Below are 13,781 nucleotides of genomic sequence, written 5' to 3'. Positions count from 1 at the left end.
TCGGGCTGCGCGGTTTCCCCTGTCATCAAGCCGAGCGAGGAACAAGCGGCAAGGGAATTCGGCGGGCTCTGTTTTGTTAAAGCCCGCCGCCTTGCCGATTGTCCGCAGCGAGGGCATTTTGCGTAGCAAAACTTGATGAGGGGTCGCCTTTGGGGTGAAGGGGTATTTGGCGAAGCAAATACCCCTTCCCGTCTGCGCGGCGGCACGCGCACCCAAACCCCGCGGCGCACAGCCGCCAATCCCGCTCAAACGCAAAACCACCGCACGCCATACCGTGATCATTCGAACAGGGTATACCTGCCAAATCCAATCTAAAAACAATCTTCAGAGCAACACCACGGCATGTATTTACCACGATGGTCGGTCTGGGGCTTGAATTCCCGTGTAGCGAAAACCGGGAGACGAACGGGTTTATCGTTTGGCTCACGACGAAGCAAGGGCAGCGCGGAGCGCTTTTCGCCCGGGTCGCCTTCTTTTGCTCACTTTTCTTGGCGAAGCAAGAAAAGTGAGTGCCGCGGCGCACAGCCGCCAATCCCGTTAAAACACAAGACCACCCACCACATTCGAGCGCCGATAACACGACATACGCAAACCCCAAAAAAAGAAGATTTAAGCGTAGGGCGGGTTAGCTGAAGGCGTAACCCGCCAATCAGTATGGAGATGTTGAACGGTCAAAGAGGGGAGTGGTTACACAGGCGGCAGTTTAGCTCGGGTTGATAAAACCAACCCGCCCTACAAGGCTGCTCCGCACACAAGCATGCGATAGTTTTTTGGAAAAAAAGTACAGGAATGTTAAAGTGAAGCTAGTTACTAGGGTGTGCAAGCATACTTATGCATATTTTATGTAAGCGCTTATTGCAAGAAATAACATTCTTGAATCATGATTTACTTAGAGGCCATTTATGAGAATCAACTTAGAAAATATAGGACCACTAAAAAATATTTCTATTGATCTGGCCAACTTAACTGTAATTGCTGGGGAAAATGACTCCGGGAAAAGCACGATTGGGAAAGTCTTATTCGCAATCACACAAGCATATAATAATTATCCTAATGCACTACGCAGTCAGCTACAGAACAATATAAAACACAGATTAAGCAGCATACTCATTCAACTGCGGCGAAATTTTGATTTACGCGAAAAACCAGAACTCTTGGAGTTAATGCGCCCATCTTTTCAAAGGGTCATCGAAAGGAATTTTGATGATGGCGTTTACGAACTAAAACAAACACTAGAGCAATTGAAAAACGACCACCCTGAAAAACATGACCTGCTTGAACACTTACAAAAACGAGCTTTAACTTTAGAAACGGAAGTCCGTAACGCAATAGAAAAAGACAAGATGATTTTCAGCCTTATTCATCAACTACTGAAATCTGAGTTTAATCAAGAAGTTTCTCGTAAAGAAAGCAATAAGCAATCATTCATTTCCATACAAGACGGCGCAACTAAAGTACTAGAAATGGGTTTTGACGACCATGATTTTTACTCTGGGATAAGCGTTGGAGAAATTGGATTTACTGATTCCACACTAGTGGATGGACCATCAATACTTCAGTATTACAACCTTATTGGCTCATTCGATATTGAAGACAATAGATTCCCATATCACCTCAATGACTTGGCTATTAAACTAAGAGGTGGAGCATTTGAAATATCGGGAATTAGGCCCGCAGTAGATAATGATTTAGGTGATATTTATAAAGGGAAAGTCATATTCGACAAGAGTGAACGCGACTTTTTCCTACTTAAGGGCGGACAGAGGATCAAGTCATCGAACATTGCAAGCGGGATCAAAGCCCTTGGAATTATTGATATCTTGATTGACAGAGGAAATGTTGCAGACAACAGCTTATTAATTTTAGACGAACCAGAAACAAACTTACATCCAAAATGGCAAGTGGAACTAGCAAAGACAATATGCCAATTAACAGAGTTAGGCGCAAACATCCTAGTGACAACACACAGCCCCTACATGCTAGAAGCATTGAAGGTTTTTTCAGAGAAAGGAAAAAAACCAGCTAGATTTTACTCAGTACATAAAGACCAGCAGAATGATGTAAATTTTGTAGACTGCACTAATGACATTTCAATAATAATTAATGAGCTATCCGAACCTTTAATAAATATCTTGAGAATGGACGATGAGTTTTAATTACGCCAATGCAATATATCAAGAGTTATTGTCTGTTTATCCAGATGCCATGCAGAGCATATCTACAATTAGTAAGAACACTTCAGATGATAGGGAGTTTATCCTATCAGACGAAATTGCATTCAACTTTGACATAATAACCAATCAGGCACCGGCGCACCCCAATTGCAAAGAAAAAACACCTGATGCACTTTTTTGCAAAGACGATATCTTATACTTTGTCGAATTCAAAGAAGCAAAAGCGGATAAGCATGATATCCGCCTAAAAATCCATGAGGCTGTTATTGCTCTATACCACTTTGCAAGCAACAGAGGAATTATTGACAAAGAAAACTTCATTAAACTGAAAATAAGGTATGCAATTATCATGCGAAGTCCTATTACAAAGGGCACCCCGCATCCATCTATTCTAAATACTCTTGAGTTAACATCAACTCATTTCAACTTAAAAAATATGGAAGGCTTTTTGATCGAAAAAACCAAGGTTGCATTTGTTGGTGCATCAATTCTTGATTTATTAAGCAACATAAGCTCAGGCACGATAAAATCAATTCAGCTTAAAAGCCCTGACCAAACAACAGTAGAGCAATTTATATTGAACCCCCAATAAAAAGCCCCGCATCCGCGGGGCTTTTTACATAGGTATGACTACCAAACCTTCATCTAACAGTGCCTCACGCCACATACCCCAAATTCGGCGCCAAATCCCGCTCGGCCTGAGCCAAGCTCACCCCACGCCGCTGGGCATAATCTTCCACCTGATCCAGCGTCACTTTCCCCACGCCAAAATAGCGTGATTCTGGATGGCTGAAGTAGAAGCCGCTGACTGCTGCGGTCGGCAGCATCGCGTAGCCTTCGGTTAGCGTCATGCCGATGTTCGGTGCGTTCAACACCTTAAACAATTCCACTTTTGGCGTGTGATCTGGGCAGGCTGGGTAGCCGGGGGCTGGGCGGATGCCGACGTATTTCTCGTCGATCAGCTCGTCGTTACTCAAATTTTCACCGCCCGCATAGCCCCACAGCTCGGTGCGGACGCGGTGGTGCATGTGCTCGGCGAAGGCCTCGGCGAAACGGTCGGCCAGTGATTTGAGCAAGATCGCGCTGTAGTCGTCGTTGGCGTCTTCAAACGCTTTGACTGGCGCGTCGATGCCGATGCCGCCGGTGACGGCAAAGGCGCCGATGTAGTCTTTGATGCCGGTTTCTTTTGGCGCGATAAAGTCGGCCAAACACCAGTTGGGTTTCACATCGCCGGTTTTCGGCTTCGGTAGCTGCTGGCGCAGATTGTGCCATGTCATCGCGACTTCACCGGTAGCCGGATCATACAGCTCGATGTCGTCGTGATTGACACTATTGGCCGGGAAGAAGCCAATCACGCCGGCGGCGGCGATCCATTTTTCGTCGACGATCTTTTTCAACATTGCTTGCGCGTCGGCGTACAGATGGCGGGCGGCTTCGCCGACCACTTCATCTTGCAAGATCGCCGGATAGCGGCCATGCAATTCCCAGCTTTGGAAGAACGGTGTCCAGTCGATAAATGGCTCGATGTCTTCGAGTTTATAGTCGGTATATTCACGCACACCAACAAAGCTCGGAGCTGGCGGCGTATACGTCGCCCAATCGGGCGCGAACTTGTTGGCACGCGCTTCTTCAAGGCTGACGAGTTTGGTGCGATCTTTGCTCTCGAAAATCTCACGCGCCTTGGCGTATTCGGCTTTTACTTCGGCCACAAAAGCGGGTTTCAGATCATCGCTGAGCAAGTTCGAACACACGCCGACGGCACGGCTGGCGTCGGGGACGTAGATGACTTGATCGTTCTGATAATGCGGCTCGATTTTCACCGCGGTGTGCACTTTCGATGTCGTCGCGCCGCCGATCAGCAGCGGGATATCAAAGCCCTGGCGCTGCATTTCTTTGGCGACGTGGCTCATTTCTTCCAGACTAGGCGTAATCAGGCCCGATAGACCGATGATGTCGGCTTTGACCTCGCGGGCTTTGTCCAAAATCGTCTGGCACGGCACCATCACGCCCAAGTCGTGCACTTGGTAGTTATTACAACGCAGCACGACGCCGACGATGTTTTTACCGATGTCGTGCACGTCGCCTTTCACCGTCGCCATGATAATCACGCCTTTGGCGGGCTCGTCTTGCAGGCCCATGGCGATTTTTTCGGCCTCGATAAACGGCTCCAGATGCGCGACGGCGGCTTTCATCACGCGCGCGGCCTTCACCACCTGCGGCAAGAACATTTTACCTGCACCGAATAGATCACCCACGACGTTCATGCCGTTCATGAGATGACCTTCGATGACGTGAATCGGGCGCTCGACGCTGGTACGCGCTTCTTCGGTGTCGTCGACGATGTAGGTCGTAATGCCCTTCACCAGCGAGTGCGTAATGCGCTCTTGCAACGGTAGTTCGCGCCAAGCGAGGTCTTCACCCTTGGCAACATTGGCGTCGCCTTTGAATGATTCGGCCAGCGTGATCAAGGCTTCGGTGGCGGCGAGCGCGTCATCTGTTTGCATCAGCACGACCGATTCAATCGCATCGCGCAGCACGACCGGTACGTCGTCGTAGTTTTCCAGCGCACCGGCGTTGACGATACCCATCGTCATGCCTTGCTTGATTGCGTGGTAAAGGAACACGGCGTGGATCGCCTCGCGCACCTTGTTATTGCCACGGAAACTAAACGACACGTTCGATACACCGCCGCTGACTTTGGCGTGCGGCAGGTTTTTGGTAATCCAGCCCGTCGCTTCGATAAAGTCGAGGCCATAACGCGCGTGCTCGTCGATACCGGTGGCCACGGCGAAAATATTCGGGTCGAAAATAATATCGGCCGGGTTAAAGCCGATTTCATCAACGAGGATGCGGTAGGATTTTTCGCAAATCTCGACTTTACGTGCGTAGGTGTCGGCCTGACCGACTTCGTCGAACGCCATCACAATCACGGCGGCGCCGTACATTTTCAGCAAGCGCGCGTGGTGTTTGAATTGCTCCACGCCCTCTTTCATCGAAATCGAGTTCACGATGCATTTGCCCTGCACGCATTTCAGACCGGCTTCGATCACGTCCCATTTCGATGAGTCGATCATGATCGGCACGCGGCTGATGTCGGGCTCGGCGGCGATCAGGTTCAGGAAGGTCGTCATCGCCTTGGTGGCGTCGAGCATGCCTTCGTCCATATTGATGTCGATCACTTGCGCGCCGTTTACCACCTGCTGGCGCGCCACGTCGAGCGCGGCGCTGTAGTCACCCGCCAAAATCAAACGCGCAAAAGCTTTCGATCCGGTGACGTTGGTTCGCTCGCCGACGTTGACAAACAAATCCTTGTCGCCGATGTTGAACGGCTCCAAGCCAGATAAACGGCATTTGGGCTCGATCTCTGGCAGTTTGCGCGGCGGTAGATCTTTGACTGCGGCGTACATCGCGGCGATGTGCGCTGGCGTCGTACCGCAACAGCCGCCCAAAATATTGACCAAGCCCGATTCGACCCATTCGCGTACTTGCGGCGCCATGTCTTCGGGCAGCAAATCGTAGCCCGTCGGCGCGAGCGGATTCGGTAAACCGGCGTTGGCGTGCACTGACACGAAGCAATCCGAAATGCGGCTCATCTCTTCGACGTAAGGGCGCAGCAGATCAGGGCCCAGCGCGCAGTTTAAGCCGAAGGAAATCGGGTCGGCGTGGCGCAGCGAGTTGTAAAAAGCTTCGGTCGTCTGGCCGGTGAGCGTACGGCCCGATTGATCGGTAATCGTGCCGGAAATCATGATCGGCAACTCTTCCTGATCAGGATGCTCGGCGAAGTAGCGCTTGATCGCGAAAACGGCTGCTTTGGCGTTTAGCGTGTCGAAAATCGTCTCGACCAGCAGAATATCGGCGCCACCTTTCACGAGGCCGTCGATGGCTTCTAGGTAGGCAGTCACCAGCTCGTCAAACGTGACATTGCGGTAGCCGGGGTCGTTCACATCGGGCGAAATCGAGCAGGTACGGCTGGTGGGGCCGAGTACACCCGCACAGAAGCGGGGTTTGCTCGGGTCTTTGGCCGTTTGCGCGACGCACAGGTCTTTCACCAATTTGGCTGCGGCGAAGTTCAGCTCCCACACCAGCTCTTGCATTTCGTAATCGGCCATCGCTGGCGCGGTACCGTTAAAACTGTTGGTCTCGATAATGTCGGCGCCAGCGTCGAGGTATTGCTGGTGGATTTCGGCAATGATTTGCGGCTGAGTCAGCACCAGCAAATCGTTATTGCCTTTCACATCGGTATGCCAATCGGCAAAACGCTCGCCACGGTATTGCGCTTCGGTCAGCTTGTATTGCTGAATCATCGTGCCCATGCCGCCGTCGAGCATCAGAATTTTTTCAGACAGCAGTTTTTTCAGGTGTTCGGTGCGGGTCATGGTGTATCCAGTTTTGATTCAGATAGGCTAAGCAGCTCGCGATTTTATCACGCCCAGCCGCAGATGCCGCACATCCAATTTTTGCGCCAAATTGGTACTACTTTGACGCTGATCATAAAACCAATCGATAGCAATGAACTTTACAGTGTGACTTATTTACTAAGTCATCAAATCTTAACAAACTCCCTTTACTGCAAGTCACATCTGGAAGATTTATGCTGTCGAACCTAGCCACCCGCACCAAATTATTCATACTCAGTGGTATTTTGTTATTGCTGATGGCGTTACAAATTGGCTTTGCACTATTGGAGCTCAATCAGACTGGCCAAAACATTGATACCTTGATCGGGGATCGCCAACCCAAGATCGAGCAGCAAAATGGCATTATCCAAAACACCTTGCTGATCGGCATGTTATTGCGTGAAGCGGTAATGGACCAAAATAGCGGCGAAATTGAAGAAAATATCCGCCAAATCGGCGAGCTGCGCGCCGACAGCACCAAGCGCATCGCGTATCTGCAAGAAAATAGCAGCAGTGCAGAAAGCAAAGCGTTGCTGACTGAGATTGAAACAGCACGTGCGCCATTAGCTCCGTTGTATGACAAACTATTTGCGATGGTACGCGCCAATCAAGATGCCGAAGCCACCGAGCTGATGCGGGCTGAATACGACCCCGCGTATAAAAATTTCCAGCTCAAAGTGCAAGCAATGATGGATTCGCAAAAAAATAAAATGCGCCAAACCAGCGTGGAAACACAGCAGAGCTTCACTTTTACCCGCACGCTCATGCTCACCAGCGGCGTATTGGCCACGGTGCTGGGGCTGATTGCCGCCACCTGGATCGCGCGCTCGATCAGCCATCCGCTCAGTAACGCGCTACGCGAGGCTGAGCGTATTGCGCAGGGCGATCTACGCACCAACCCTGAGTTGCAACAAATTCGTGGAAGCGACGAACCAAGCCGCCTGTTGCAGGCATTGCAGCAAATGCGAGCCAGCCTGCATGAAATGACCACGCTGATTCAGCAAAATGCGCAAGAGGTCAATCGTGCGGCACGTGGGCTGGCTGATTCGGCACAAGAAGTTGCCAGCAGCGCACAAAGCCAGTCAGCAGCCACCAGCGGTGCGGCCGCAACGCTGGAGCAGCTTACCGTGAGTATTCATCACGTCGCAGACAGCGCCGAAAATGCCGCCGAGCAAGCACGCACGGCAGGTGAAACAGCCTTGCTGGGCGGCAAATTTGTAGTTAAATCCTCGGGCCAGATGAATACCGTGGGTGAACATATCAGCCAATCAGCCACCCAAATGGCTGGGCTGGAAAATGAAATGGGCGAGATCGGTAAAATGGCAACCATCATCCGCGAGGTCGCCGATCAAACCAATTTACTGGCACTCAATGCCGCCATCGAAGCGGCACGCGCAGGCGAAACCGGCCGCGGTTTTGCAGTAGTGGCCGATGAAGTCCGCAAGCTGGCCGAGCGCACCACCAAATCAGCGCACGAAATTAGCGCCATGATCGGACGAATCCAGCAAGGCAGCGCGACCGTGAACGAATTTATGCACCAAAGTGTGCAAAGCGTGCAGCAAGCGACGGTGAGCTCGGATTCAGCCGCGATGGCAATGCAAGAAATCGAGGGCAATGCTGATGCCGTGGTAACGGCGGTGAGCCAGATTAGTAACTCGCTGAATGAGCAAAAACTGGCAGGGCAGGATTTGGCAGCCCGGATGGAACAAGTATCGCAAATGGCCGAAGAAAACGGTGGCACAGTCCAGCATCTGGCGCATACCGCCACCCAGCTATCCGAACTTGCCACGCAATTGCAAACTGCGGTTGGACGCTTCCGCGTTTAAGCCAACCATCCGCGCGTGCTGGTCAAGCTAACTTGGCTAGCACGCGGCTCATGATGAACACGAACAGCATAAAAAATAGGCACCGTGCATTAAAGTTCCGTAGAAAATTACCAGATGAATGAGGCACTTGTTAATTTTTTGCGCGCCAGCTCGGCGTTAGGATAAAGCGATCTAAAATTATCCTGCACGAGGCCGTTATGCACATCTCCCGAATCAAATCGGCGAGCTATAGCCATATCAGCCGCCCTAGTACGGCTAATTCATCGCGCCAAACCAGCAGTAGTGATAGCCATGGTTTATGGCGTGAAGATATTCAGCAAACATTGCAGCACATGGCCACGCAGCAGCCCAGCTACTCAGCTCGACCCGCCGCCATGGCACAACAAGCCATTGCTGAAGTTTTTGCCCGCGCCAGCATTAGCACTACCCAGAGCAATCTGAAACGCGATACCAGGCCAGCACTCACCAGCAGTAATACCGAGCAGCGAAATGCCCAGCGTTTAGCAGCCTATCAGCCAGAGCCAGCTGCGCAAAACACAGGTAGCCGACTCGCTATTGCGGCGTAATACGCGCCATTAATCGGAAAATATAAAAGCTATATTGATCAATGATTTAATCGTAGTGACTACCCATGCTAGGATTAAATCACTCACTTACGGTTGCAGATGATCATGAACATCAACTCCAGTAGTAGTCTTACCACCAGCAGCGCCCCTGCCAGCAATGCGGTTGTGGTAAATGTTTCCGAGCTACAAAAACAAGCCCAGCAACAGCGCACGCAAACCTTAGAGCAAGTTAAGCCCGTTGCCGAGCAGGTGTATATCTCGCAACAAGCGCAAAAACAGCTGGAAACTTACCAACGCAGCGCCAACAATGCCGCACAGCAAACTAGCACCCCGGACAACACCAGTAACACCCAGGCCACCAGTGCTGAGCAAGCAGTCGATACGGTAAAAACCCTGCAAAAGCGCCAAACCGTTGCGGCGATTGCATCCTATGCGCAGCAGCAGGCGCAAGCCAGCCCAGCAGAAACGAAACCTACAGCAGAGCCGAACCGGCCAGCCGCAAGCAATTCAATCAGCATTACTGCGTAATCGGCTCATTAGCCGCAACACCGCCGCAGGCTTCGGATATAGACTGGCAAATAAAAACGGCGCAATGCGCCGTTTTTATTTAGGTATCTGATTCAAGCCCTAATAAATGCTGGCTTTCATAGCTATACCCGAGAAACTATCAAACGCGGTATAGCGCAATTGCTTGATCTAGCTCCTTGCCCAGCGACCCCAAGCGGTTACTTTCCTGCGCGGTGCTTGCGGCGGCTGAGCTGCTTTCTTCCGACATCTGTGCCACGCGCTCAACCTGCTGCGCCAAGACCATACTGGCAGAGCTTTGCTCACGCATGGCATTCGAAATTTCGCTCACCTGATGAACCACCGAATCGGCACTTTGCCGAATATCCGCAATAGCCACACTGGCCTGATGGGCGTGATGCACGCCTTCATCCACCTGCTGCACCGTGTGCTGCATGGTATGCACGGTATTATTGGCTTCATTTTGAATCGCGCTGACAGTGCTAATAATTTCCTGTGTCGAGTTTGCGGTGCGCTCAGCCAGCTTGCGCACCTCATCGGCCACTACGGCAAAACCACGGCCTAAATCACCAGCCCGCGCCGCTTCAATCGCGGCGTTCAGCGCCAGCAGATTGGTTTGATCGGCAATATCCTTAATCACATTCACAATGGTGTTGATATTGGCAGTGCGATCTTTGAGCGACGCAATTTGCGTGGCAGAAGTGCGTACTTGATCGGCAATTTGATTAATACTGGCAATGGTACTTTCGATCACCTCGCCACCGGTAGCGGCCAAACGCCCAGCTTCACGGGCGGTGTGATCACATTCCTGCGCCCGATCGGCCACATGACCAATACTCACCGTAACTTGCTCAATCCCTGCGGCCATTGACGAGGCCGATGAACTCACCCCACTGGAAGCCTGTGACATGGTCTGGCTGGTACTGGCCAAACCTGTTACCGAGCTAGATACCTCGCCACCAACCCGATTTAATTTGCGCAAACTGGTTTGCAAGGTATCCAGTAATTCGTTTAACGATTTTAGCGAAGCCCCCACTTCATCATTGCTATTGGCTTCCAGTCGCCGCGTGAAATCGTTATCGCTGGCCAAACGATGCAGAAAATCTTGTAGCTGGGTTAATGGCACCGTCACACTGCGCCCCACCAGCCAGCCAATCGCGCCAATCGCGGCCAGCAGCAATACACCAACAATCACACTGGCACTGATGGTTGACTGAATGTCGTCAGTGACTTTATCGCCTGCCTCATCAGAAAGGCGTTGTTTATCTTTTTCCAGCTGCGCCATCGCGGCGTACACCTTGGCCGCTTGTGGGGCGCATTTTTCGCGGATTAATTGCTCGGCCTGCGCCACATCATTGGCAGCGGACACCTGTAAAATTTTGGCAGTCCAAGGCCGCCACGTATCGATTTCCTGCTTCAAGGTTGCCACGTCTGCTTTGTCGGTATCCGTTAGCGCCGCTGCTTCCGAGCTAGCCACACTCTCGTCAAGCAACTTCACATAGGCTTGAAACTCGGCCTCGACCTTTTGTTTGGCGGCGGCATCCGACTGCACAATATGAAACAACACTGCATAGCGGGCCTGTGCAAAGCTGCGCTGCATATCGCTCATTTCTACTAAGCCGGGAACCACCCTTTCTGTAATGCCAATCGCTTCCTGTTTGACATGGCTAGTTTTGTAATAAGTAATCCCGGTTAGCAGCACAATGGCTAATGCTGCCAAGGCCACTAAGGCCATCATTTTATGAGCAATTTTCATTTGGAACTCCATCACAGGCCGAGTTGGTGCAATACGTGCTTACCAGTTAGCTTTCATGAGAGCAGATAATTTTGAGCGTTTCTGACTAAATCTAGCCTGCAATAACGGCAAAATCTACTAAAACCCTAATTTATTTATGGGATTAAAGGATGCGCACGCGCAATGATTTTGACGGCGGAAGACGCATTTTAAGAGCGAAAAACAAAAAAAGAGCAGGCTAAACGCCTGCTCTTTTTGCCCAACAATATGGGTATATTCATACCAACAACATATAACAATGACTGGATGGCAATACCCTACACCATTTCCATCGCTTGAATTGCGGTCAGGGCGATCGTGAACACAATATCGTCCACCAATGCGCCACGCGACAAATCGTTTACCGGTTTGCGCAAACCTTGCAGCATCGGGCCAACCGACACAACGTTAGCGCTGCGCTGCACCGCCTTGTAGGTGGTATTGCCGGTATTCAAATCTGGGAATACAAACACCGTTGCTTGGCCGGCCACTTGGCTACCCGGCGCTTTTTGCTGACCCACTTCAAACACCGACGCGGCATCGTATTGCAATGGGCCGTCGATCGTGAGTTGTGGATTGCGGGCTTTGGCAATCTCAGTGGCGGTACGCACTTTATCGACATCCGCACCCGTACCAGATTGGCCGGTTGAGTAGCTGATCATCGCCACTTTGGGGTCAATACCAAATGCCTTAGCAGAGTAGGCACTTTGCGCGGCGATTTCGGCCAATTGCTCGGCGCTCGGGTTAGGATTCACCGCACAATCACCGTACACCAACACTTGCTCTGGCATCAGCATGAAGAATACTGACGATACAATCGAGCTGCCCGGCGCGGTTTTGATCAACTGCAAGGCTGGACGAATCGTATTGGCGGTGGTGTGGATCGCCCCCGATACCAGACCATCAACCTCATCAATCGCCAGCATCATCGTGCCAAGTACGACGTTATCTTCCAGCTGGCGCAATGCTTGGATCTCGGTCAAACCTTTTGATTTACGCAACTCAACCATCGGTGCCACATAGCGCGCACGGATTTCTTCGGGGTCCATAATCTGCAAGCTAGGCGGAATCGTCACACCTTGAGTCGCCGCTACGGCTTCAATCGTGGCGCGATTACCCAGCAAGATACATTGGGCAATGCCTTTTTCTTCACAGACAATCGCCGCGCAAATGGTGCGTGGTTCTTCGCCTTCGGGCAGCACAATCCGCTTGTTGGCCGAGCGTGCTTTCTGAATCAGTTGGTAGCGGAACGCTGGCGGGCTCAAATGCTGTACGCCTTTGGTATTCACCCCCACCATTAAGCCTTCGACATCCAATTGCTCGGCTACCGCATTCATCACGCGGCTCATGCGGTCTTTGTCATCAGCAGGCACCGCGGTTGGCACCTGACTAATCGCCAGCGCCGTACCAAAACTATCACCATCAGAACGCAACACGGGCAAACCAGTGTGGAATGCCATTTGGGTGAATTCACGCACCGTGTCATTCAAATGGGTATTGTGTGTCAGCACCAAACCGGCCAGTTGCACGCCATTACTGGCCGCCAGTGCTGTCGCCAGAATGACATCATCACGATCACCCGAGCTCACAATCAAGGCACCCGGTTGCAGACGACGAATTACTTCAGGCACAGCTCGTGCGGCAACCACAGTTTCGGTAACGCGGCGTTTGCTCAACTCGCCCTTAATTACCACTTCTGCATTCAAATGCAGTGCCACATCCATGGTACGCGGCGCCAGCAAATGCGGGTCAAACTCAATCACGCCCCAGATTGGCAAATCGCCAATCGCAGCCTTCATTGCATCGCTGTCGAAATTCACGGGCGCTTTATTGAAAATCACGCCCCCCACTTGTACGCCTTCATTACGAAATTGACGCTCGGCTACTTTGACTTCTTCGGCCACATTGCGTGCGCTGGCATCGGTCACCAAAATTACTGTCGCTTGTAAACCCAAGGCCATTTGAGTGTTGAGCTGAGTGGTAAACGGGTTGGCTGGATCGGGGTGTAAGCCCTCGACCACCAAAACATCCGCTCCAGCTCCAGCGGTCATACTCATGGTGACGATTTCTTCGAGCAAATCATCGGTTTCATCAATAGATACTTGCTCAATTGCATAATTGGCAGGCAAGGCATCAGGCACATCCAGCTGGCAAATCCGGCGGGCAAAATGGCTAGAACGCTCGATTTCACTGGCGGTCTGGTCTTGGGCAACCGGTTTTACAAACCCTACTTTCAAGCTCTGGTTTTGCAGGCAGCGCACCACGCCCAATGTCACCGAGGTCAGGCCCACATTGTGTCGGGTTGGCGCAATAAAAAAGGTTTGCATGATTAATATCCACTTCGTTGAGCATACATGCCGCTACTATAAACAATCTGCGTGCAGTGCAGCATGACAAAACTCTAAAAACCCCGAGAAAAATGCCTGAATGGAAATATTACCGTGGCATTGTTTGGCAATGTACCAGACACATTCGGCAGGGCTAGGCAAAATGTCTATGCTCAAATGAACTCTGCTTGG

General features: G+C 51.3%; 8 protein-coding genes. 5 read left to right on the top strand and 3 right to left on the bottom strand.

Features of this window, described 5'->3' with window-relative positions; all coding sequences use genetic code 11:
- The first annotated feature begins 902 nt into the window (after window positions 1-902).
- The gene (locus HZU75_RS08375) at window positions 903-2,156 is read left to right on the top strand and encodes an AAA family ATPase (protein ID WP_180308667.1); all 1,254 of its coding nucleotides are present in this window, start codon (window positions 903-905) and stop codon (window positions 2,154-2,156) included.
- Window positions 2,146-2,766 (top strand): hypothetical protein, encoded by a 621-nt coding sequence (locus HZU75_RS08370; protein ID WP_180308666.1) that lies wholly within the window; start codon window positions 2,146-2,148, stop codon window positions 2,764-2,766. The genes HZU75_RS08375 and HZU75_RS08370 overlap by 11 nt, the downstream gene beginning before the upstream one ends.
- A 64-nt stretch (window positions 2,767-2,830) precedes the next feature.
- Here HZU75_RS08370 and metH read toward each other — a convergent pair whose 3' ends face one another.
- Window positions 2,831-6,550, bottom strand: coding sequence for a methionine synthase (gene metH, locus HZU75_RS08365; protein ID WP_180308665.1), 3,720 nt, complete (start codon window positions 6,548-6,550; stop codon window positions 2,831-2,833).
- A 215-nt stretch (window positions 6,551-6,765) separates the two neighbouring features.
- Here metH and HZU75_RS08360 point away from each other — a divergent pair, with 215 nt between their 5' ends.
- The 3 genes from HZU75_RS08360 (at window position 6,766) to HZU75_RS08350 (ending at window position 9,491) form a co-directional block, all read left to right on the top strand.
- Entirely contained in the window at window positions 6,766-8,397 is a 1,632-nt protein-coding gene (locus HZU75_RS08360; RefSeq protein ID WP_180308664.1) for a methyl-accepting chemotaxis protein, read from the top strand.
- Window positions 8,398-8,594: 197 nt separating this feature from the next.
- Window positions 8,595-8,963 (top strand): hypothetical protein, encoded by a 369-nt coding sequence (locus HZU75_RS08355; protein WP_180308663.1) that lies wholly within the window; start codon window positions 8,595-8,597, stop codon window positions 8,961-8,963.
- A gap of 105 nt (window positions 8,964-9,068) precedes the next feature.
- The gene (locus HZU75_RS08350) at window positions 9,069-9,491 is read left to right on the top strand and encodes a hypothetical protein (RefSeq protein ID WP_180308662.1); all 423 of its coding nucleotides are present in this window, start codon (window positions 9,069-9,071) and stop codon (window positions 9,489-9,491) included.
- A 139-nt stretch (window positions 9,492-9,630) separates the two neighbouring features.
- Here the strand turns inward: HZU75_RS08350 and HZU75_RS08345 are convergent, their stop codons facing one another.
- Both HZU75_RS08345 and pta read right to left on the bottom strand, forming a co-directional pair.
- A complete protein-coding gene (locus HZU75_RS08345) occupies window positions 9,631-11,244 on the bottom strand; it encodes a methyl-accepting chemotaxis protein (protein WP_180308661.1) in 1,614 nt (537 codons plus the stop codon).
- A gap of 296 nt (window positions 11,245-11,540) precedes the next feature.
- Complete coding sequence (gene pta / locus HZU75_RS08340; protein ID WP_180308660.1) at window positions 11,541-13,589, bottom strand: phosphate acetyltransferase; 2,049 nt, start codon at window positions 13,587-13,589, stop codon at window positions 11,541-11,543.
- Between the last annotated feature and the right edge of the window lie 192 nt (window positions 13,590-13,781).

This window comes from Chitinibacter fontanus (assembly GCF_013423785.1).
GTDB classification, from domain to species: domain Bacteria; phylum Pseudomonadota; class Gammaproteobacteria; order Burkholderiales; family Chitinibacteraceae; genus Chitinibacter; species Chitinibacter fontanus.
Note: the sequence above shows the minus strand (reverse complement) of the source record. Positions and strands in the feature narration are given on the sequence as shown.

What these genes read in the sequence shown, in the direction of transcription:
- HZU75_RS08345 (WP_180308661.1), bottom strand. Translation starts at nt 11,244, where the DNA reads ATGAAAATTGCTCATAAAATGATGGCCTTAGTGGCCTTGGCAGCATTA.
- HZU75_RS08370 (WP_180308666.1), top strand. Translation starts at nt 2,146, where the DNA reads ATGAGTTTTAATTACGCCAATGCAATATATCAAGAGTTATTGTCTGTT.
- pta (WP_180308660.1), bottom strand. Translation starts at nt 13,589, where the DNA reads ATGCAAACCTTTTTTATTGCGCCAACCCGACACAATGTGGGCCTGACC.
- HZU75_RS08375 (WP_180308667.1), top strand. Translation starts at nt 903, where the DNA reads ATGAGAATCAACTTAGAAAATATAGGACCACTAAAAAATATTTCTATT.
- HZU75_RS08360 (WP_180308664.1), top strand. Translation starts at nt 6,766, where the DNA reads ATGCTGTCGAACCTAGCCACCCGCACCAAATTATTCATACTCAGTGGT.
- HZU75_RS08355 (WP_180308663.1), top strand. Translation starts at nt 8,595, where the DNA reads ATGCACATCTCCCGAATCAAATCGGCGAGCTATAGCCATATCAGCCGC.
- metH (WP_180308665.1), bottom strand. Translation starts at nt 6,550, where the DNA reads ATGACCCGCACCGAACACCTGAAAAAACTGCTGTCTGAAAAAATTCTG.
- HZU75_RS08350 (WP_180308662.1), top strand. Translation starts at nt 9,069, where the DNA reads ATGAACATCAACTCCAGTAGTAGTCTTACCACCAGCAGCGCCCCTGCC.